Origin of the sequence: Aeromicrobium sp. IC_218 (genome assembly GCF_004336805.1) — a bacterium.
Taxonomy (GTDB): Bacteria; Actinomycetota; Actinomycetes; order Propionibacteriales; family Nocardioidaceae; genus Aeromicrobium.
This window is the reverse complement of the sequence record NZ_SJXM01000002.1, coordinates 221517-241984: the sequence shown is the minus strand read 5'-3', so window position 1 is coordinate 241984 and position 20468 is coordinate 221517. Positions and strand designations below refer to the sequence as shown.

The following is a 20468-nucleotide window of genomic DNA, read 5'->3' as shown; positions in this document are numbered from 1 at the left end:
CGTCGAAGTTGAAGCTCCCGCTGACTGTCCACATCCTCATCTTCGAGGACTAGCTGTTCCGGCGGTGCCAGTTCATCAAACCGAAAGCAATCAAGTGCGCGGACTGTAGAAGCCGCGGGCGATGAGCCAGACGCCGAGCGAGAGCTCCCAGGCGGCGATCGGCAGCGCCCCGAGCCCGGCGAGCGGGCTGCGCATCTCGTACAGGCCGGTCAGCTGCGCGAGGTCCGACGCAAGCAGCAGGGGAGCGCCGACCAGTCCGATCGCCGGGATGATCCGCGGCACGAGGCGAGCGCGGTACAGGACGGTCCCGAGGGTCAGCGCACACAGGGCGGGCATGACGCTCTGGCCGAGCAGGAAGGTCGCGTCGTAGAGCCCGACCAGCGCAGCGGCCGTGGCATCGGCGTCGGCGAATCCCCGGTCGCGGAGGGTGAGCACGGTGAGGACGGCGCCGACGCCGACCAGGATCAGCGCGCCTTCGACGACGCGGGCGGCCAGGTATCCCACGGCGAGTGTCTCCCCGTGGCGACGGATCAGGGGGACCAGCACCACCGCGGTCCCGACGCAGCAGACCGCCAAAGCCACCTCGAGCGCGGCGCCCGTCGTCGGACCGCCCGTCCCGTCGGTGCGGGCCAGGAAGTCGTGCTCGCGCAGCGGCGCGTAGAGCGCGAGTGTCGGGACCGAGGTGAGGAACGTCAGCAGGTACAGGGCGCCGGCCAGCCGGGTGCCCGCACGCGTGCGGGCGGCGTGGTCCGAGCGGAGGTTCAGCGTGGTCATGGGGCCTCCGAACAGGAGGTGTACGACGTACACCTTTGGTTCCGAACGGTAGGTGTACGGTGTCCACCTGTCAAGGATCGAGGAGTCACATGTCGCCGCAGGAACGACGGGCCCCGCTGAACCGTGATCGCGTGCTGGCCGAAGCGGTGACCCTCGCGGACGAGATCGGGATCGACGCGCTCAGCATGCGTCGCCTGGCCCAGGAGCTGGGTGTGGTCCCCATGGCGCTCTACAAGCACGTCGCGAACAAGGACGACCTGCTCGACGGCATGGTCGACGTGGTCATCGCCGAGCTCACCGAGCCTCCGGCGGACGTGTCGTGGCAGGACGCCGTGCGGCATCGCGTGCTCTCGGCGCGGGCAGCCGTTCAGCGTCACGCGTGGGCGCGACGGGCGATCGAGTCACGCACCCGCCGCACGCCGACCGTCCTGGCGCACATGGACGCGGTCACGGGCGGATTCCTGGCCGGCGGGTGCTCCGCGGACCTGACCCACCACCTCATGCACGCGCTGGGCAACCGGATCTGGGGCTTCAGTCCCGAGCTCTTCGATGCGCCCGCAGACCCGGACGCGCCCGGTCCGGACGCCGAGACGGCGGCCGCCGCGATGGCCGAGATGGGTCGGCGCTACCCGCACATCCTGGCCATCGCGACGGCAGCGACCGGGGGAGACCTCGGCCAGGTCGGCGCGGGGTGCGACGAGGACTTTGAGTTCGTGTTCGCCCTGGACCTCCTGCTGGACGCCGCGGAGCGGCTCCGCCGCGGTGGGTGGACGCGGGGTGGATCCCCGGCGGCGTCCGAAAACAGATAAGAACTCCCTCACCGGGGATTCATGTTGCCCTCATCACGGACGGGCAAGGTCTGGAGGAGACCGACCCGTCGAGGAGGAGCTTTCATGAGCTGGACCGCACGAGGGTGCCTGGCGGCGCTCAGCACGGCCGCCGTCCTGGGAACCGCCGGCGTGACCGTCGCCGTCGCGAGCGAGAGCGGCAATGACCGCCGCATCGACACGTCTCCGGTCACCGGTACGTCCGGAGCCGTCGACACCGAGTCCGCCGGCGACCTGAGCCTGCAGATCAGCGGCGTGCTCGACGCGGCGCTCAACCAGACCAACCAGCTGACCAGCCAGTTCCAGACCGCGCAGCAGCGGGTCGCCCTCGCCAAGCAGCGTGCTGCCCAGCAGGCGCGGGCGCAGCAGGTCGCGGCGGCCGAGCGGGCCGAGCGGGAGCAGGCCGAGCGCACGGAGGCCCGAGCGGCCGAGCGCGCGACGTCCTCACCGATCCCGGTGGCCAGTGTCGGCAAGGACGACGACGCGGACGACGTGGCCGCGCGCCCGGGCAAGCACCGTGGCGACCACCGCGATGCCCGCGAACGCGCCCGCGACCGCCGCACGGACGACCGCCCCGGACGCCACCGCGGCTGGGACCGCGAGCGCGGGTGGGAGCGTCACGGCGACGACGGCCCGGGCCGCCACCGCGGCCACGACCGTCACGACGACGACTGACCAGCAGACCCACGGCGGGGCCGGGACGATCACTCCGTCCCGGCCCCGTCGTGCGTCCGGGTCCGGGAACCCGACCCGCGCGGGTCAGCACGACGACGAGCGATCAGCCGTCGCGGGGCGTCGGCACGATCACGACCGGACGGTCGGCCTCGTCGAGGACGAACCGGCTGGTCGAGCCCAGCAGCATCCGCCGCACCGCACCCTTGCCGTGCGTGCCGACGACGACCAGCTGCGCGTCGTCGGCTGCGCCGAGGATCGCCTCGGCCGCCCGCTGGGACTCCAGCACGAGGTCGATCGGGACGGCGGGCTCACCCTGCTCGTCCAGGACGCTCGCGATCGTGGCCCGCGCCTCGGACTCGACGTCCTTGCGCAGCTGCTCGGCCAGCTCCGGGTCCGCCGCGAACGCCGGGTGGAGCACGTCGTAGGCGGCGACCGCTCGCACCGACGTGCCGCGGACCGTCGCCTCGCCGACCGCCCACCGGAGGGCCTGGGTCCCCGTCGCCGAGCCGTCGACGCCGACCACGATCGGGCCGGAGTCCGGGGCGCCGTCCTCGCCGACCACGGCCACCGGGCAGGACGACTGCACCGTCACACGATGGGCGACCGACCCCACCAGGACGCTCGCGGCCCAGCCGAGACCGCGCCGGCCCACGACGACGAGGTCCGCCGACCGCGAGGCCTCCACCAGGACCGTGGCCGGGTGCCCGCTGTCGACGCGCACCGTGACCGGGACGTCCGGGGCGAGCTGCTCGACCCGAGCCCGTCCGGCCTCGACCAGGTCGTGTCCGGCGGCGGCGAGGTCGTCCACGACCGAGGCGGCCAGCACCGCCTGGTAGCCGAAGAAGTCGGCCACGACGGGCGTCTCGTAGACGTGCACCAGCTCCAGGTGCTCGCCTCCGCGCCGGGCCCGTTCCACGGCCCACTCCAGCGCGGCCCCGCTCTGCGGCGAGCCGTCCACACCCACGACGAACCTGCTCATGATCGTCCCCCTCAGCACGACGTCCGTCCGGCAGCGCAGGGTCCTGCGCCGGTGAGGCTCAGCGCAGGGCGCGCACCAGCCGGCGCGCGATGTTCTCGCGCTGCCAGCGGACGAACGTCTCGGTGAAGTGGTGACTGTCGCGGTAGACGATCACGCTGCTCTTCGCCGCCTGGCAGCTGCGCGACGTGCACAGGGACCCGGTGATGCTGACCAGGCGGCGCGACGGCACGAGGCCCCGCATGAGCCGCTGCCGGGCGGACGACGTCCAGAACCGCTGCGAGCTCAGTGCGTACCCGCGGCTCTCGTCGCAGCGGCTGGGGCGCGAGCTGTTCCGCTTCAGGCACGACGGCACGTCGTGGCCGAACTTGGGAGTGTCGTTGAGCAGCACGACCTTGGCGCCGCCGCGCTGCAGGTAGGAGATGCGCGACCGCATGCCCTTGATGAAGCGCGTGCGGCGCTCGGAGTCGGTGTTGTAGCGCGACGTCGCGTACGCGTGGGTCTCGTAGAGCGCGGTGACGACGTAGTCGTAGCCGGCTCGGCGCACCTTCCGCATGACGTTGCGGTTCCAGTCCGCACACTGCTTCCCGGCGCGTCCGTTGTAGCGGCCGAAGGAGCACGCGGTCTTGGCGTAGACGTCGACCGCCCAGCCACGGGTGCGGCCGGCGTGGTCGAGCGCGGTCACGTACTGCTTGGCGACCGAGTCGCCGATGACCGCGACGCGGGTGGCGCTGCCGCGGCGGCCGAACGTGCAGTGCGTCGGCCGGGAGCCGGACGTCTTGCTCTGGTAGCACGAGGCCATGTAGTCGGCCCGGACGTCGGACCCGGCCCGCGCGGGGCTGGGCCGTAGGGCGGCGGAGGCCGACGGAGCGGCCAGCAGGCCGGCCGTGAGCACCGCGACGAGGAGGATCGCGAGACGCTTCATGTGATCCACGCTACGGCCGGATCAGTCGACGCGGTACCCCGCGCCGCGGACCGTCGTGACGAAGTCCGAGCCCAGCTTCTTGCGCAGGTAGCCGACGTACACGTCCACGACGTTCGAGCCGGGATCGAAGTCGTAGCCCCAGACCTGCGAGAGCAGCTGCTCGCGCGACAGCACCTGCCCGCGGTGACGGACCAGCACCTCGGCGAGGGTCATCTCGCGCGCCGACAGCTCCACGACCTTCTCGCCGACGCTGGCCCGGTGGCGGCGCAGGTCGAGGGTCACGTCGCCGACGGTCAGCTCCAGGACGGCGGGCTCGCTCTGGTCGCGCAGCCGCAGCCGGACGCGTGCCAGCAGCTCGTCGAACCGGAACGGCTTGGCCATGTAGTCGGCGGCCCCGCCCTCCAGCGCCGCGACCGTGGTGTCGAGCGAGTCGCGTGCGGTGAGGACGATGACCGGCAGGGCCGGGCACTCGGCCGACAGCCGCGCGAGCACGGCGAAGCCGTCCATGACGGGCAGGCCGATGTCGAGCACGACGAGGTCGGCCTCGCCGGCCAGCGCGTGGTCGAGCGCCGACTGGCCGTCGGCCACGACGGTGGGGGCGAACCCCTCCGCGCGCAGGCCCTTGGAGACGAACGAGGCGATGCGCTCCTCGTCCTCGGCGATCAGGATCCGGTTCACGAGCTCTCCTTCAGCGGAAGGCGCAACCGCACGGTCGCGCCGGTCTCGGTGTCGTCCAGCACGACCGCGCCGTCGTGCGCGGTCGCGATCGCCTCGACGATCGACAGCCCCAGCCCGAGGCCGAAGCGGTCGTCGTCGTCGGCACCGCGGCTGAAGCGCTCGAACAGCCGGTCGCGCAGCTGCGGCTCGACGCCGGGCCCGGTGTCACGGACCCACAGCTCCAGCCGGCCGTCCGCGACGGCCGACCCGACGCCGATCTCGTCGCCGGGCCCGGTGTGCCGGACGGCGTTGTCGGTGAGCTGCAGCAGGGCCTGCACGATGCGCTGCTCGTCCAGCTCGGCGGTGGTCTCGGCGACGGCGTCGACGACCCAGTGGCGGTCGCCCAGTCCCCGGGCCCGGGCCACGACGCCGTGGGTGATCGCGGCGACGTCGGACGGGTGCGGCTGGACGAAGTCGGTGCGCCGGGCCTTGGCCAGCAGCAGCAGGTCCTCGACCAGCCGGGTCATCCGGTCGACCTCGTCCAGCAGCAGCCGCCGGGTGTCGTCGACGTCCACGGGATCGTTCGGGTCGAGCACCTCCAGGTGCCCCCGCAGCACGGTGAGCGGGGTGCGCAGCTCGTGGCCGGCGTCGTCCAGCAGGCGGCGCTGGGCGGTCAGGGCGGCGTCGAGCCGGTCGAGCATCGCGTTGAACGTGCGCTGCAGATCGGCCAGGTCGTCGTTGCCGGTGACGACCATGCGGCGTCCGACGTCGCCCTCGCTGATCTGCAGGGCCGTGTCGCGCAGGTTGCGGACCGGACGCAGCAGGCTGCCGGCGATGCGGGACGACAGCGCCGCCACCACGAGCACGGCCAGGACGGCGAGCGCGGTGTAGTTCAGCACCAGCGCACGCAGCCCCTCGCGGTCGGCGCTGAGGTTGTGCACCGCGACGAGGGCGGCGGTGGTGTCGTCGATCGACACCGGCTTCACCGCCACGCGGTACGTCTGGCCACGCACCTCGAGGTCGCGGACGCCGCCCTCGTCGCGCATCTCGTCCACGAGCGGCCAGAACCGCCCCGATCCCTCCAGCCCCGGGTTGGAGTCGCCCTGCACGGCGCGGTCCCCGTTGCTGAACACCGCGTAGAGGTCCTCGTTGTGGCCGGCGAGGCTCTGCTCCAGGAACGCCGCGACCAGTCGGTCCGAGCTGGCGTACGGGCGCCCGGTGTCGAGGTCGTTCTCGTTGCGCACCGTCTCGATGTGGTCGAGCTGGTGGGACAGGCTCTCGTCGGCGTCCTCGTCGATGCGACCGGACTCGACGCCGTACAGCGTGAGGCCGACGCCGGCGAGCACGAGGGCGGTCAGCGCCGCCACGGCGTAGGCGAGCCGGCGGCGCACGGGCAGGCCGCTCAGCCGGGGCAGGCGCCGCACCCAGGACGGGAGCGCGGCGCGGCGGGACGCGGCGCTCATCCGGTGACGTCGGCGACGGTCGCGGCGTAGGCCCGCACCAGGTCGTCCGCCTCCACCCGGGCCATCCAGCCGCGCTCGCCGGCGCCGAGGCAGACGGTGCGTCCGGCCAGCGACGCGTCGCCGACCACGGGCCAGTCGCCGCGCGCGCCGAGCGGGGTGATCGTGCCTCGGGCGTAGCCGGTCGCGGCGAGCGCGACCTCGGCGTCCGGGAGCTGCAGGCGGTTGGCGCCGAGCAACGAGCGGAGCTTGGGCCACGCGATCTGCCGGTCGCCGGGCACGAGCACCAGCACGAAGGTGTCGTCGCTGCGCTTCACGACGAGCGTCTTGACCACGTCGCGCGGCGTCACCCCCAGCGCCTCGGCGGCCTGCTCCAGCGAGTCGACCCGGGGGAGCGGGACGATCTCGACGGCCAGGTCGCGGGACCGGGCGTCGTCGAGCGCGCGCGCACGTCCGGCCAGTTCCATGGGGACGAGACTATCGGCGCGGGGCGGCGCGCTCCCGGCGCGCCGGGGTGCGGCAGGCCCGTGCATGAATCCCGCGTCCGTGGGTACGGCCCGGCCAGCCCCGACGAGAGGACCGAGGATGAGCAAGATCCTGAACGCCGCCGCCTTCGCCACCGGCTACGTGCTGGGCACCCGCGCTGGCCGTGGCCGCTACGAGCAGATCGTCCGCACCGCCCAGCGGGTGCGCGAGGACGCCCCGGACCTGGCGTCCCAGGTGGTCGACCAGGCCACGGGAGCCGCGAGCGGCTCGTCGAGCTCCGGCTCCGGCTCCAGCAGCAGCACCGGCTCGAGCAGCACCGGCTCTGGCAGCAGCGGCTCGAGCAGCAGCGGCTCCGGCACCAGCGGCTCGGGCACCGAGGCCGCCGCGTCCACCCCGATGTACTCCGCGCCGACGCCCGACGCGGGCCCCGCTCCGGACGACGCCGGCTCGGCGGACGACGCGACGCCGGGCGGCACCGCCGCCTCCACCCCCATGTACTCCGCGCCCACGCCGGGCAGCGGCACCGCGCCCGAGGGCGGCTCGTCGGGCGAGGGCGGTGCCCACGCGGCCGACCGGCCCACCGACGCACCCAGCGGTGCGGGCACGCAGCCCGTCCCTCCGGTCGGCCACACCGAGGTCGAGGAGGAGGTCGTCTACAGCAGCGGTCCGGACGTCGATGCCCCGATCGAGGAGCTGACCGAGGACGACCCGCGGTGAAGGCGATCACCTACGCCGAGTACGGCGGTCCCGAGCAGCTGACCTACGGCGAGGTGGACGACCCGAAGGTGGGTCCGGACTGGGTGCGCGTCGCGGTGCGGGCGAGCTCGGTCAACCCGGTCGACTGGAAGGTCGCCTCCGGCGGCCTGGACTCGGCCCTGGACGTCTTCCTGCCCGCCGTACCCGGCTGGGACGTCGCCGGCGTCGTCACCGAGGTCGGGCCGGCCCACCGCGACCTGCGCGTGGGCGACGAGGTCTACGGCTACCTCCGCAAGGACGCCGTCCACGGCGGCACCTACGCCGAGCAGGTCGCGGCGCCCCGCGCCACGCTGGCGCTGAAGCCCACCTCGCTGTCGTTCGAGGAGGCGGCCGGCATCCCGCTGGCCGGGCTCACCGCGTTCCAGGCGCTCGAGGACGCGCTGCAGGTGGGTGCCGACGACGTCGTGCTCGTCCACGGCGCGTCCGGCGGCGTCGGCGTCTTCGCGGTGCAGATCGCCGCGGCGCGCGGGGCCCGGGTCATCGGCACGGCGTCGGAGGCCAACCACGACTTCGTCCGCGAGCTCGGCGGCGAGTCGGTGGCCTACGGCGACGGGCTCGTCGACCGGGTCCGCGCGCTGGCTCCCGACGGCGTCACCGCGGTGCTCGACACCCGGGGCGGAGACGCGCTCACGACGGCCCCGGACGTGCTCGCCGACCAGCACCAGGGCCGGGTGGCGTCGATCGCCGACCCGGCCGTGGCCGAGCTGGGCGGCACCTACGTGTTCGTCCACCCCGACGTGGACGACCTCGCGGCGCTGGCGACCCTGGCCGACGCCGGCGAGCTGACGGTGCCGATCGCGTCCACCTACCCGCTCGAGCGCGCGGCCGACGCCTGGCGCGAGTCCATGGAGGGGCACGTGCGCGGCAAGATCGTGCTCACCGTGGGCTGACCGGACCGTCGACGGTTCAGGTCGCCGGAGCGGGGTACGGGCGAGAGATACCCACCCGCTCAGGAAGGACGACCCATGACCGACGTCGCAGCCCAGCCGCCCGCCGAGGGCGACGACCGCCGGGTCCTCACGACCCGGCAGGGCCATCCGGTCCACGACAACCAGAACCAGCGGACGGTCGGAGCCCGTGGCCCCGCCACCCTGGAGAACTACCAGTTCCTGGAGAAGATCAGCCACTTCGATCGGGAGCGGATCCCCGAGCGTGTCGTCCACGCCCGGGGATTCGTCGCGTACGGCCACTTCGAGGCGACCGGCCAGTGGGGCGACGAGCCGATCTCGCGCTACACCCGCGCCAAGCTGTTCCAGGAGGCCGGCAAGCGCACGGACGTCGCGATCCGGTTCTCGACCGTCATCGGTGGCCGCGACTCGTCCGAGGCGGCCCGTGACCCGCGCGGGTTCGCGGTGAAGTTCTACACCGAGGACGGCAACTGGGACCTCGTCGGCAACAACTTGGGCGTGTTCTTCATCCGGGACGCGATCAAGTTCCCCGACGTCATCCACGCGCTCAAGCCGGACCCGATCACCTTCCGCCAGGAGCCGGCGCGCATCTTCGACTTCATGTCGCAGACGCCCGAGGCGATGCACATGCTGGTCAACCTGTTCAGCCCCCGCGGCATCCCGGCGAACTACCGCACGATGCAGGGCTTCGGCGTGAACACCTACAAGTGGATCAACGAGCAGGGGGAGTCGCACCTGGTCAAGTACCACTGGATCCCGAAGATCGGGGTGAAGAGCCTCACCGAGGCCGACGCCGCCGCGATCCAGGCCGGCGACCTCGGTCACGCGAGCAAGGACCTCTACGACGCGATCGAGGCCGGCGACTTCCCCGAGTGGGAGCTGCAGGTGCAGCTGATGAGCGACGAGGAGCACCCCGAGCTCGACTTCGACCCGCTCGACGACACCAAGGTGTGGCCCGAGAACGAGTTCCCGCCGAAGGTCGTCGGACGCATGGTGCTGGACCGCAACGTCACCGACCACCACGCCGAGAACGAGCAGATCAGCTTCGGCACCGGCGTCCTGGTCGACGGCCTGGACTTCTCCGACGACAAGATGCTGGTCGGGCGGACGTTCTCCTACAGCGACACCCAGCGCTACCGCGTCGGCCCGAACTACCTGCAGCTGCCGGTGAACTCGGCCAAGAACGCCCAGGTCGCGACCAACCAGTCCGGCGGGCAGATGTCGTTCGGGCCGGACCAGCGTGGCGAGAACCCGCACGTCAACTATGAGCCCTCCATCACCGGCGGCCTGCGTGAGGGCCAGGCGCCCACGCACGACGAGCAGGGCCCGGAGATCGTCGGCCGGCTGACCCGCAAGCGCATCCCGCGGACGAACGACTACACCCAGGCCGGCCAGCGCTACCAGCTCATGGAGCAGTGGGAGAAGGACGACCTCGTGGCGAACCTGGTGGCCAACATCGGCGAGGCCGTCCGGGAGGTGCAGGAGCGCATGGTCTGGCACTTCCTGCTGTGCGACGACGAGCTCGGCCAGCGGGTCGGGGAGGGCCTGGGCATCGGCGCCGACGACGTCCGCGACCTGCCGCCGCTGCAGAGCCAGACGTTGGACGCCGACGAGCTCGAGCGGCTCAAGAACCTCGGCAGCAACGGTCCGCGCGACGTCGAGGGGCTGACCATGACCCACTGCGTGCCGGACGAGCACGTGGTCGTCGAGCGCTAGAAGGCCGAAGTTCGCGAAAACCGCCCGCGCGCGGGGCCTCCGGGGCGAGGATCGACGGGTTCGTCCCGTCCTGCACCGTCCCGGAGGCCCTCGTGCGTGTGATGCCCCTCGTCCTGTCCGCCGTCGTCGGTGCCGCCCTCGCGGTCGGTCCGGCCACCACGGCGGACGCCGGACCGCGCGTGTTCAAGAACTGCACCGAGATGCACAAGACCTACAAGCACGGCGTGGGCAAGCCCGGGGCGCGCGACCGCACGTCCGGCACGCCGGTGACGACCTTCAAGCGCAGCAAGAAGATCTACACCGCGAACCGCAAGAGCGACCGCGACAAGGACGGCATCGCCTGCGAGAAGCGCTGACCGCGGTCAGTCGCAGGTGTCGCAGCTGCCGCTGAGCGGCAGCTGGACGAAGCAGCGTCCGCACACCGGCGCGTGGCGCTGCGGCGCCGCCTTGGCGGCGGCGGCCTTGGCCGTCGCCCGGCGGCGCGCCTCCTGCGCGGTGAGCGCCGGGGCGGCGTCCTCGGGCACGTCGGCGGCGAAGGCGCGGTAGCAGGCGAGTCGGTGCTCGGCGGCGCGCGCCTCGAGGTCGCTGACGTCCGAGGTGCCGTTGATGACGGCGGCCTTCGCGTAGGCCTCGCCCACGCGGCCGTCGTGACGGACGGCGAGCGAGGTCAGCGGCGGCTCGCCGGAGCGCTGCGCGTGGAGCGCGACGACGTCCAGGAGCGGTCCCATCCAGGCCGACGGCCGCGCGGCGGCCCGCACGCCCGAACGGGTCTGGACGAGCTCGGCGAGCTCGCTGTAGGTGATGGTCTGCTGATAGGTCGAGGCGGTCGTCTTGAGGATCTCGTGGGCCACCGGGACCCAGTCCTTGAGCTGCGGGGGAAGGCCAGGCACGATCGACGATCCTATGTCGCGGCGGCGGGCCCGGTGCAGCCGGGTCCGGGCTTGGACCGTCCGGGACACTGGCGCCGTGAGGACCCTCCGCCTGGCCCCGCTCGTCGCCGTCGCCGCCCTGCTCGCGGCCTGCTCGGAAGGTCCGCAGCGGCCCGACGTGGACGTCCCGGAGCGCGTGTCCGCGCCGGTGGCCGACGGGGTCGTGGACGCCGCCTGGCTCGCCGAGACCGCCGATCGCACGCAGGTGCCCGAGCGGGTGCTACGGGCGTACGCGCGAGCCTCCGACCGCCTGGCCGCCCGCGGGTGCGAGATCGGCTGGAACACGCTGGCCGGCATCGGACGGGTCGAGACGTCGCACGCCCGGTTCGGCGGCGCCGAGGTCAGCGAGGCCGGCGACGTCCGCCCGCGCATCCTCGGTCCCCGGCTGGACGGCGGGCCCGGCATCCGGGCGATCGAGGACACCGACGGCGGCGAGCTCGACGGCGACACCACGTGGGACCGGGCCGTCGGCCCCATGCAGTTCATCCCGACCACGTGGGAGCGCTGGGGCGCGGACGGCGACGGGGACGGGCGGCGCGACCCGCACTCGATCGACGACGCGACCCTGGCCGCCGCGCGCTACCTGTGCGACGCCGGCGACGGGATGTCCGACGACGACGGCTGGGTCGAGGCGGTGCTCACCTACAACAACAGCGGCGCCTACGCCCGCAAGGTGGCCGACGCCGCCCGCGAGTACGCGGGCTGAGGCCTGGCCCGCTCCCTGAGCCTGCCCGCTCCCTGAGCCTGTCGAAAGGAGTCCTCTCGACCGGCTCGAGGAGCGGCATCCGGCCCCCGGAGCGGAAGCGCGCCTACATGTGGCCGGTGTCGAGGAAGCGCTGGTGCCACGAGAGCGCCTCGCCGAGCAGGTGCGGCGTGTGCCGGGCGGTGGGGCGCGACGCCTCGGCGCGCTCCAGGTAGTCGGTGAGGCCGTCGCGGAAGTCCGGGTGGGCGCAGTGCTCGATGATGCGCCGGGCGCGCTTGCGCGGCGCGAGCCCGCGCAGGTCGGCCAGGCCCTGGTCGGTGACGACCACGTGGACGTCGTGCTCGGTGTGGTCGACGTGGCTGACCATCGGCACGATCGCCGAGATGGCGCCGTGCTTGGCCGTGGACGGCGACAGGAAGAAGTTCAGGAACGCGTTGCGCGCGAAGTCGCCCGAGCCGCCGATGCCGTTCATGATCGCGCTGCCCATGACGTGGGTGGAGTTCACGTTGCCGTACAGGTCGGCCTCGATCATCCCGTTCATGGCGATGATCCCGAGCCGCCGGACGAGCTCGGGGTGGTTCGAGATCTCCTCGCTGCGCAGCAGGATGCGTCCCTTGTAGGCGTCGATCCCGTCCATGAAGCGGCGGACGCCGGCGTCGGACAGGCCGAACGACGTCGCCGAGGCGGCTCGCAGGGTGCCGCTGTCGAGCAGGTCGAGCATCCCGTCCTGCAGCACCTCGGTGTAGGCCACGAGGTCGGTGAAGTCGCTGGCGTCGAGGCCGGCGAGCACGGCGTTGGCGACGTTGCCCACGCCCGACTGCAGCGGCAGCAGCTCGGCCGGCATGCGTCCGGCCGCGACCTCGTGCCGCAGGAAGTCGACCAGGTGCTCGGCGATGGCCCGCGACGCGTCGTCCGGCTCGCTGAACGGCGAGTTGCGGTCCGGTGCGTCGGTCTCGACGACGGCGACGACCTTGCTCGGGTCGACCCGCAGGTACGGCTCGCCGATCCGCTGCATCGGCTCGGTGAGGGCCAGCGGGCGGCGGTGCGGCGGCAGGGCGGTGCCGTAGTAGACGTCGTGGAAGCCCTCGAGCTCGCGCGGCTGCCAGTGGTTGACCTCGAGGATGATCCGGTCGGCCTGGTCCAGCCAGGTCTTGTTGTTGCCCACCGAGCTGGACGGCACGAGCAGCCCGTCGGCCAGGATCGCGGTCACCTCGACCACGGCGACGTCGAGGTTGCCGTAGAAGCCGAACCACATGTGCTGGGCGCTGTGGCTCAGGTGGGCGTCGACGTAGTCGACCTCGCCGGAGTTGATGAGCGCCCGCAGCGTCGGGTCGGAGTTGTACGGCAGACGGGTCGAGATGCCGTGCGCCTCGGCGAGCACGCCGTCGGCGTCCGGCGCGGTGGACGCACCGGTCCACAGGCCGATGCGGAAGTCCTCGCCGCGGCCGTGCGCGGCCTGCATCCGGGACGCGAGGGCCGCCGGCAGGGCCTTGGGGTAGCCGGCGCCCGTGAAGCCGCTCATGCCGACGTTGTCGCCGTGGCGCACGAAGGTGGCGGCCCGCTCGGGCGTGGTGATGCGCTGCTGGAGCTGAGGGCTGAGGACGCGAGTCATGGTGCGTCCATCATGGCCCGCCGGGCCGTCCGCGCACGGGCGGCCCCGGACGGACGCTCAGGCCGCGAGCCGGGCCCGCACCTCGTCCAGCACGCGAGGCGGGAACTCGGCCGTGCGCCGGCAGCGCTCGACGAGGTAGACGATCTTGTTGAGCCGTCGGCCGGGCAGCTCGACGCCTCGGGCCTCCAGCGACGGACGCAGCACGTTGCGGTCGAAGGTGCCGTCGGACATCTCCGGCTCCCCGCGCCACGCGGCGAACGCGGCCTTGAGGTCGGCGTGCCCGACGATGCCGTGGTCGGGGGAGAGGGCGACGGCGAGCGCGGCGACGAGCCAGGCGTCGTCGTGCTCGAGCGCGCCGACGCCGAGCTGCACGGTGCCCGAGCCCACCGGGGCGGCGGCCTGGTCGAGCTCGACCTCGAGCGTGAGGACGAGCGCGGGCACCCGCAGCTCGACCCGCGTGCCGGACGCCGTGAGCGAGACCCGCTGGCCGGGCTCCGGCGTCACCGGGCTCCCGCCAGGGGCGGCCAGCTCGACCACGGCACCGTTGGCCCGCTGCCCGCGGTGCAGCACCGGGTGGCCGTCGGTCGCGCTGAGCACGAGGGCCGGGTCGCTGACGTAGGGCAGGCGGACGAACAGGTACACCGAGCCGTCGATGCGCTCGACGGTGAACGGCTGCTGCTCGGGGAGCGTCATGCGGCGGGCGACGACCAGGCGGGCGCCCGGGCCCAGCACCTCGGTGCCGCTCGGCCCGCCGTCGCGGGACCACGTCACTCTCACCACCGTGGCTCCTCCTGGAACACGTTCCGCGCCGGCTCGACCTGCCCGGCGCAGGACGCCGACGATGATGCCATGCCCGGTTCCCTCTCCGCCGTCGTCTCGAACCTGTTGATCCTCGCGCTGCTCGTCGGGGTGGTCGTCCTGCTGCTACGCGTCGGCCAGGCGATCTTCCGCACGGACACCAAGCGGGCGGCCGCCGGCGAGGTCGCCGCGAAGCTCGTGACGCTCCCCGCCGGCTCCGACGGCGTGCTGCGACGCCGGTTCGTGCGGGCGGTGACCGGCCAGCACGTCGTCATGCCCAGCGGCGAGCGGCTGGCCTTCGGCTCCCTCGTCGTGCGGCTCGCGCCCGAGGACGTCGTCCGGCTCGACCCCGACGAGGACCTCGAGCGGCTCGGCGCCGACGCCGCCCGGCTGTACGTCGCGCACGCCGAGCGCCAGGACTGGACCGTCCCGGCGGACGTGCGGGTGCAGGTCGAGGTCGACCCGTCGCTGCGGGCGGGCTGGATCCCGCCGGCGCGCGGCGGCTCGGCCGCGCCGGCCCGCGGCGCCGTCGCCGGTGCGGACGCGGCCCCGGCTGCGGCCGGCTGGTCGGTGCTGCGTCCGGCCGCCGACGACGAGCGACGTCCCGAGCCCGTGCGCGCCCCCGTGGCCGAGGCGGCCACGACCCGCTTCCCGGCCCTCGTCCACGACCTGCCCGACACAGGCACGATGCCGGTGCTGGCGTCCGGCCTGCGGCTCGAGCGCGGCGACGACGCGGCCGAGCTGACGCCGGGGGAGGAGCCGGTCCTGGGCCGCGTCAAGGCCAGCCCGCTCGCCCTGCCCCAGCCGGAGGTGTCGTACCGCCACGCGACGCTGCGCCACGCCCGCGGCGAGTGGCAGGTCAAGGACCTGGGCAGCACGAACGGCACGACCGTCGACGGCGAGCGGCTGACCCCGGACGTCTGGACGACGGTGCGCCCCGGCGCCGAGCTGGCCCTCGCCGGTGTCGTCGTGACGGTCACGGCGCCGGCCCCGGGCACGGTCCCCGTCCGCCGCGTGCCCACCGTGCGGTGACAATGGAGCCGGCGCCCGACGTCGAGCCGGGAAGGAGGCGCACCGTGGTCGACCCCTTCGTGAGCCCCGACCCCACGATCGACGTGGCGGTGGCCCGGTTCGAGCTGCTCGGACGCATCGGCGCCGGCAACCACGGCGTCGTCTTCCGCGCCCGCGACCGGCACCTGGGCCGCGACGTCGCGGTCAAGCGCTTCTCGCACTTCCTGGCCGACGACCCGCGGGCCATGCGCCGCATCACGCGCGAGGTCGAGGCCCTGGCGCGCGTGTCCCACCCGCACGTCGTCACCGTGCACGACCTCGTCCACATGCCCGACGGCGACGGCGAGGTCACCCCGCACCTGGTCATGGAGCTGGTCGAGGGCACCTCGCTGCGCGAGCTGCTGCAGGCCCACGGCCCGAGCCTGCGCTCGACCGTCGCCGTGCGCGGCGTCCTCGACGGGCTCGCTGCGTGCCACCGCGCCGGCATCCTGCACCTGGACATCAAGCCGGCCAACGTGCTGGTCACCCCCGAGGGCGGCGTCAAGATCGTCGACTTCGGCATCTCCCGCGCCGCGTCCGACACGACGGCCACGGTCGCCGGCACCCCGCACTACATGGCCCCCGAGCAGTACGACGGCCGCGCCGACGAGCGCAGCGACGTCTACTCGGTGGGCTGCCTGCTGTTCGAGTGCCTGACCGGACGCCCGCCGTTCGAGGGCTCGGTCGCCGAGCAGCTCATGGCCCACCGGCAGGCGCCGCGCCCCGACCCGCGGGTCCTCGCGCCGGGCGTCGGCGCCGACCTCGCCGCGGTCGTGCTGGGCGCGATGGCGATCGACCCGGACGAGCGGTTCCAGACCGTCGAGCAGATGCGTGACGCGCTGGACGCCGTCGCCGACGTCCCGGTCGATGCCGCCGCCCGCACCGCCGCCGTGCCGACCTCCGTGCCGCGCCCGCTCGTCACCGACGCTGCGTGGGCGGGTGCCACCGGCCAGGAGGGCGTCGTCGGCTGGCCCGAGCGGCTGCGCCACTGGGCGGTCGGCGGCCTGCTCTGTCTCGGCCTCGCGCTGCTGGTGCCGTCGGTCGTCGCGGGCAGCCAGAGCCTGCTGCCGTCCGCGGACGTGGTCCGGGCCCAGCCGCTGGTGCCGTCGCTGGACTGGACGGCCGTCGCGATGCTCCTCGTCGCCGGTGGTCTGCTGCTGCGCGTCCGGCCGCTGCTGGCCGCCCTCGACGGACCGCCGCTGGGCTCGCCGGTGCCGCGCAGCGCGCTGAGCGGCTCGCACGCCCGGGCCCTCGCGCTGACCTGGGCCGCCGCGTGGCGCGGCAGCCTCGTGCTGCTGCTGCCCTGGTACGCGGCCGGCGTCGTGGCGCTGAGCGACTCCCTGGGCCTGGACTGGCCCGAGGGCGTCGACGCCTGGACGCAGCTGTGGGCCACGATGCCCGCGGTGTCGGTCGCGCTGGCCTGGTGGGGCGTCACCCGCCTGCGGCCGCGGTTCGGCGCCCTCATGGCGTCGATGCTGCGCCTCACCGCCGCGCTGGCCGCGGCGGGCCTGTTCGTGGCCTACCCGTCGGCGCTGGGCTGACCGTCACAAGGCTGACCGGCCACGGGGATGGTCAGCGCAGCAGGCGGCGGGCGCCCTCGGGCCACCACTGGCCGGCGGCCGGCTGACCCGGACGGCAGGAGCCGTCGGACTCGCCGGGGCTCTTGATCCACAGGTAGGCGTCCACGGTGCCGCGCGCGTTCGTGCGGTTGACCACACGCGGACGGCTGCCGAGCCGGGCGGTCGAGGGGTTGCACCAGCCGTCGCTGACCCGGTGGCGGCCGCCGTTGCGCGACGTGTCGACGACGTACCGGCGTCCCTTCACACCGCGCCGCGCCAGCTCGCGCACCACGGCGTCGCCGAAGCGGCGCTCACGGGCGGTGCGGTTGAAGTTCGACACGTTCGTCGAGAAGCCGCGTGCGTACCGGACGCCGGCCGACCGCAGGCGCGTGGCCATCTCGGCGGCCGGCACCCAGCTCGAGTGCCCGGCGTCGAGGTAGACCCAGGCGCCGGCTCCACGCAGCCGCTTGGTGGCGTACCGCATGAGCCGGGTGGTGGCGGACGTGTCGCACGCGCCGAGGTTGGCCAGCGCGTCCGGCTCCAGCACGACCATCGCGCGGCTGCCGCGCAGGCCGCGCGCCACCTCGTCGACGAAGGCGCGGTACTCGCGGGGGCCGTAGCCACCGGCCGAGTACGAGCCGCAGTCACGGTTGGTGATGGCGTAGACGACGAGGACGGGCGTGCGCCGCTGCCCGCGGGCCTCGCGGACGGTCTGGGCGACGACCCGGCGCACCTGCGCGCGTCCGGGGTAGGAGTCGGTCAGCCAGACCGCCTGCGGCTGCGACCAGATGCGCCGGTAGCGCGGGTCCCGGTCGACCCGCTGGGCCGGCCACGCGGGCACGTGCAGCCGCTGGGTCAGGCGGGGATCCTTGGCCGCCGTCGCGGTCGCCGCCGGACGCTCGAGGCCGGCCGGCCCGGCCACGAGCGCGACGACGAGGGCCGCGGCCAGCGCGAGCGCGGCGCGCGACGAGCGGGGGGAGGGTTGGCTCACGAGGTGCTCCGGCGGAGGGTCACGAGCTCGGCGAGCTCGGCGTCGGTCAGCTCGGTCAGTGCCCCCTCACCGGCGTTGACGACCGCGTCGGCGAGGGACCGCTTGGACGAGATGAGCTCGGCGATCGATTCTTCGACCGTACCTTCGGCCACGAGCCGGTGGACCTGAACCGCCCGGGTCTGCCCGATGCGGTGGGCGCGGTCCGTCGCCTGGTCCTCGACCGCCGGGTTCCACCAGCGGTCGTAGTGGACGACGTGGTCGGCCCGCGTCAGGTTCAGGCCGGTGCCGGCCGCCTTGAGCGACAGCACGAACACCGGCACCTCGCCGGCCTGGAACCGGCGCACCATCGACTCACGGGTGCGCACCGGCGTGTGGCCGTGCAGGAAGAAGTGCGGCACCTTGCGCTCGTCCAGGTGGCGGGCCAGCAGGTGCCCCATCTGCGTGTACTGGGTGAAGACGAGCACCGCGCCGTCCTCGGCCAGGATCTCGCCCAGCAGGTCGTCGAAGACGCCGAGCTTGCCCGAGCGTCCGGCCAGGCGTCCCTCGGTCTCGCGCAGGAACTGGGCCGGGTGGTTGCAGATCTGCTTGAGCTGGGTGAGCAGCCGGATGACCAGGCCGCGGCGCTGGATGCCCTGCGCCGCCTCGATCTGGGTCATCGTGTCGCGGACGACCGCCTCGTACAGACCGACCTGCTCGCGGGTGAGGTTCACCTGGTGGTCGGTCTCGATCTTGGGCGGCAGCTCCGGCGCGATGCCCGGGTCGGACTTGCGCCGGCGCAGCACGAAGGGGCGGATGAGCCGGGACAGGGTGGCGGCGCGCTCGCGGTCGCGTCCGGACTCGATCGGCTGGCTCCAGGACGAGCGGAACTCCTCGTGCGTGCCGAGCAGGCCGGGGGTCGTCCAGTCCAGGATCGCCCACAGCTCGCCGAGCGAGTTCTCGACCGGCGTGCCGGTGAGCGCGAGGTTCGCGTCGGCCTCGAGCCGGCGCAGCGCCTGCGCGGTGCGCGAGCGCGGGTTCTTGACGTGCTGCGCCTCGTCGGCCACGACCAGGCCCCAGGCGCGGTCGGCCAGCGTGTCGGCGTCGGTGCGCATCGTGCCGTAGGTGGTGACGACGAAGCCGTTGCCCGCGCCGTGCAGCGACCGGTTCGGGCCGTGGTAGCGGACGACCGGCACGTCGGGGGCGAAGCGCTCGATCTCGCGGACCCAGTTGCCGAGCACGGACGCGGGCGCGACGACCAGCGTCGGCCGCTCGGACTGGCGGTGCAGGTGCAGCGCGATGAGCATGACCGTCTTGCCCAGGCCCATGTCGTCGGCCAGGACGCCGCCCAGCCCGAGCTCGACCAGCTGGCTCATCCAGCCGACGCCGGCCAGCTGGTAGTCGCGCAGGGTGCCCTCGAGCGACTCGGGCTGCTGGACGCCGGCGCCGCCGGAGCCGCGGGCGACGAGCCGCTCGCGCACCTCGTCGAGCCAGCCGACCGTGTGCACCTCGACGGTGCGGCCGTCGACGTCGATCTCACCGGTGACCGCGGCGCGCAGCGCGTCGAACGGGCTGAGCTCCTGGCCGCGCCGGGCGAGCACGTCGCGCAGGTCGTTCTTGTCGACGAACACCCAGCGGTTCCGCAGCCGCAGCAGGCCGTGCTGGGACGCGGCCAGCTGGTCGACCTCCTGGGCCGACAGCACGTCCGAGCCGAGCGCGACCTGCCAGTCGAAGCGGAAGAGCTGTCCGGACGCGAACGCGGCCGGGCGGTCCGAGCGGGGGCCCTCGGCCCGCTGCACGAGGGCGGACGTGCCGAGCTCGCGGACGAGGTCGGCCGGCCACTGCACCTCGACGTGGTTGGCCATGAGCGCCGGCGCGAGCGCCGACGAGCCCAGCGCGGCGACGTCGTCGGTGCCCACCGTGACGGCGCCCCGGGCGTGCGGGCCGCCCAGGCGCGAGGCCGGCTCCCAGCGCTCGGCCAGCCGGCCGAGCATCGCGGTCGCGGCCTCGCGGGCGTCCTCGTTGAACGTCGTCGACGACGGCCCGAACAGCTCGGCGGCGTCGATCGCGGCGGTGCGGCCGGTGCGCGGCTGCGCCTTGAGCCGGACGACGGCGACCTGCTCGTCGGTGGGCTCGGTCAGGAAGCTGATGGTCAACGTGTAGCGGAAGGTGCGCGGCTCGTCCGGTCGCGGCTCGGGGGTGCGGCCGCGCTGCGGGGTGCGCGCGACGTCGGGGGCGTCGGCCGCGAGCGCCTTGAGGAAGCCGGCGATCTTGGCCTGCCCGCGCGAGGCGTCGACGTCGATGTAGCGGGCGGCCTCGCGCAGCTCGTTGAGCTCGGACGCGTCGGGGGACTCCAGCGCGCCGCGGGCCATGATGCGCAGCGCGACGAGGGCCGGCGTGGCCCAGGCGCGCACCGTGTCGTCCGCGCTCAGCGCCCGGATGCCCTGGCTCAGCGGACCGACGGCCTCGTTGGCCGTCGCCCGCTCGTCACCGCGCGGCGTGCGGAACACGAAGCGCGACTCCTCGGGGGCGTCGGCGAGCTCGAAGTCGACCGGGTAGCGCAGCAGCGAGCGCAGGTCGGGGCGGACGAAGACCATCCTTCTATTGTCGCGGGTCGCTCCTCGTGATCCCAAGCGGGTCCACGGTGACGTTCGCGTCATGTCCGGACCTGGACAGGCGTGGACCTCCGT

The 20468-nt window shown here is 73.8% G+C and carries 20 protein-coding genes; 9 read left to right on the top strand and 11 right to left on the bottom strand.

Annotated elements, in window-relative coordinates:
- Positions 1 to 90: 90 nt before the first annotated feature.
- On the bottom strand, positions 91 to 774 hold the full coding sequence (locus tag E0W78_RS03200; protein ID WP_131402393.1) for a DUF4386 domain-containing protein: 684 nt from the start codon (positions 772 to 774) through the stop codon (positions 91 to 93).
- Positions 775 to 905: 131 nt separating this feature from the next.
- Here E0W78_RS03200 and E0W78_RS03195 point away from each other — a divergent pair, with 131 nt between their 5' ends.
- Positions 906 to 1583: a TetR family transcriptional regulator gene (locus E0W78_RS03195; RefSeq protein ID WP_207392607.1), complete on the top strand. Its 678-nt coding sequence runs from the start codon at positions 906 to 908 to the stop codon at positions 1581 to 1583.
- Between the two features lie 84 nt (positions 1584 to 1667).
- Positions 1668 to 2276, top strand: a complete 609-nt coding sequence (locus E0W78_RS03190; protein WP_131402391.1) for a hypothetical protein — start codon at positions 1668 to 1670, stop codon at positions 2274 to 2276.
- 103 nt (positions 2277 to 2379) lie between these two features.
- On the opposite strand, the gene E0W78_RS03185 is transcribed toward E0W78_RS03190, so the two are convergent.
- Genes E0W78_RS03185 through E0W78_RS03165 form a run of 5 tightly spaced genes read right to left on the bottom strand, consistent with a single transcriptional unit; the run spans position 2380 to position 6761 of the window.
- Positions 2380 to 3255 carry a universal stress protein gene (locus tag E0W78_RS03185; protein ID WP_131402390.1) on the bottom strand — a complete coding sequence of 292 codons (876 nt, stop codon included), beginning with the start codon at positions 3253 to 3255 and terminating at the stop codon, positions 2380 to 2382.
- Between the two features lie 58 nt (positions 3256 to 3313).
- Positions 3314 to 4177, bottom strand: a complete 864-nt coding sequence (locus E0W78_RS03180) for an SGNH hydrolase domain-containing protein (RefSeq protein ID WP_131402389.1) — start codon at positions 4175 to 4177, stop codon at positions 3314 to 3316.
- Positions 4178 to 4198: 21 nt separating this feature from the next.
- Positions 4199 to 4855: a response regulator transcription factor gene (locus tag E0W78_RS03175; RefSeq protein ID WP_131402388.1), complete on the bottom strand. Its 657-nt coding sequence runs from the start codon at positions 4853 to 4855 to the stop codon at positions 4199 to 4201.
- Positions 4852 to 6297 carry a HAMP domain-containing sensor histidine kinase gene (locus E0W78_RS03170; RefSeq protein ID WP_131402387.1) on the bottom strand — a complete coding sequence of 482 codons (1446 nt, stop codon included), beginning with the start codon at positions 6295 to 6297 and terminating at the stop codon, positions 4852 to 4854. The genes E0W78_RS03175 and E0W78_RS03170 overlap by 4 nt, the downstream gene beginning before the upstream one ends.
- Positions 6294 to 6761, bottom strand: coding sequence for a YbaK/EbsC family protein (locus tag E0W78_RS03165; protein ID WP_131402386.1), 468 nt, complete (start codon positions 6759 to 6761; stop codon positions 6294 to 6296). The genes E0W78_RS03170 and E0W78_RS03165 overlap by 4 nt, the downstream gene beginning before the upstream one ends.
- Positions 6762 to 6879: 118 nt before the next feature.
- On the opposite strand from E0W78_RS03165, the gene E0W78_RS03160 reads away from it, so the two are divergent.
- The 4 genes from E0W78_RS03160 to E0W78_RS03145 all read left to right on the top strand — a co-directional run bounded on the left by E0W78_RS03160 (position 6880) and on the right by E0W78_RS03145 (position 10516).
- Positions 6880 to 7497: a hypothetical protein gene (locus E0W78_RS03160; protein ID WP_131402385.1), complete on the top strand. Its 618-nt coding sequence runs from the start codon at positions 6880 to 6882 to the stop codon at positions 7495 to 7497.
- Positions 7494 to 8426: an NADP-dependent oxidoreductase gene (locus E0W78_RS03155; RefSeq protein WP_131402384.1), complete on the top strand. Its 933-nt coding sequence runs from the start codon at positions 7494 to 7496 to the stop codon at positions 8424 to 8426. Before E0W78_RS03160 ends, E0W78_RS03155 begins: the two co-directional genes overlap by 4 nt.
- A gap of 75 nt (positions 8427 to 8501) precedes the next feature.
- Positions 8502 to 10160, top strand: a complete 1659-nt coding sequence (locus E0W78_RS03150) for a catalase (RefSeq protein ID WP_131402383.1) — start codon at positions 8502 to 8504, stop codon at positions 10158 to 10160.
- A 101-nt stretch (positions 10161 to 10261) separates the two neighbouring features.
- Positions 10262 to 10516: an excalibur calcium-binding domain-containing protein gene (locus tag E0W78_RS03145; RefSeq protein WP_131402581.1), complete on the top strand. Its 255-nt coding sequence runs from the start codon at positions 10262 to 10264 to the stop codon at positions 10514 to 10516.
- Between the two features lie 6 nt (positions 10517 to 10522).
- Here the strand turns inward: E0W78_RS03145 and E0W78_RS03140 are convergent, their stop codons facing one another.
- A complete protein-coding gene (locus E0W78_RS03140; protein ID WP_131402382.1) occupies positions 10523 to 11050 on the bottom strand; it encodes a hypothetical protein in 528 nt (175 codons plus the stop codon).
- Positions 11051 to 11126: 76 nt separating this feature from the next.
- Between E0W78_RS03140 and E0W78_RS03135 the strand changes: the two genes are divergently transcribed.
- Positions 11127 to 11795: a lytic murein transglycosylase gene (locus tag E0W78_RS03135; protein WP_207392605.1), complete on the top strand. Its 669-nt coding sequence runs from the start codon at positions 11127 to 11129 to the stop codon at positions 11793 to 11795.
- Positions 11796 to 11898: 103 nt separating this feature from the next.
- On the opposite strand, the gene E0W78_RS03130 is transcribed toward E0W78_RS03135, so the two are convergent.
- Together E0W78_RS03130 and E0W78_RS03125 are read right to left on the bottom strand one after the other, a co-directional pair.
- Complete coding sequence (locus tag E0W78_RS03130) at positions 11899 to 13404, bottom strand: acetyl-CoA hydrolase/transferase family protein (protein WP_131402380.1); 1506 nt, start codon at positions 13402 to 13404, stop codon at positions 11899 to 11901.
- A gap of 57 nt (positions 13405 to 13461) precedes the next feature.
- Positions 13462 to 14175, bottom strand: coding sequence for a hypothetical protein (locus tag E0W78_RS03125; protein ID WP_131402379.1), 714 nt, complete (start codon positions 14173 to 14175; stop codon positions 13462 to 13464).
- Positions 14176 to 14253: 78 nt separating this feature from the next.
- On the opposite strand from E0W78_RS03125, the gene E0W78_RS03120 reads away from it, so the two are divergent.
- The gene (locus E0W78_RS03120) at positions 14254 to 15234 is read left to right on the top strand and encodes an FhaA domain-containing protein (RefSeq protein WP_131402378.1); all 981 of its coding nucleotides are present in this window, start codon (positions 14254 to 14256) and stop codon (positions 15232 to 15234) included.
- Between the two features lie 44 nt (positions 15235 to 15278).
- Positions 15279 to 16793, top strand: coding sequence for a serine/threonine-protein kinase (locus E0W78_RS03115; RefSeq protein ID WP_165570390.1), 1515 nt, complete (start codon positions 15279 to 15281; stop codon positions 16791 to 16793).
- A gap of 31 nt (positions 16794 to 16824) precedes the next feature.
- On the opposite strand, the gene E0W78_RS03110 is transcribed toward E0W78_RS03115, so the two are convergent.
- Both E0W78_RS03110 and E0W78_RS03105 read right to left on the bottom strand, forming a co-directional pair.
- Positions 16825 to 17802, bottom strand: coding sequence for a glycoside hydrolase family 6 protein (locus E0W78_RS03110; RefSeq protein WP_131402376.1), 978 nt, complete (start codon positions 17800 to 17802; stop codon positions 16825 to 16827).
- Positions 17799 to 20375, bottom strand: coding sequence for a DEAD/DEAH box helicase (locus tag E0W78_RS03105; RefSeq protein WP_207392604.1), 2577 nt, complete (start codon positions 20373 to 20375; stop codon positions 17799 to 17801). The genes E0W78_RS03110 and E0W78_RS03105 overlap by 4 nt, the downstream gene beginning before the upstream one ends.
- Between the last annotated feature and the right edge of the window lie 93 nt (positions 20376 to 20468).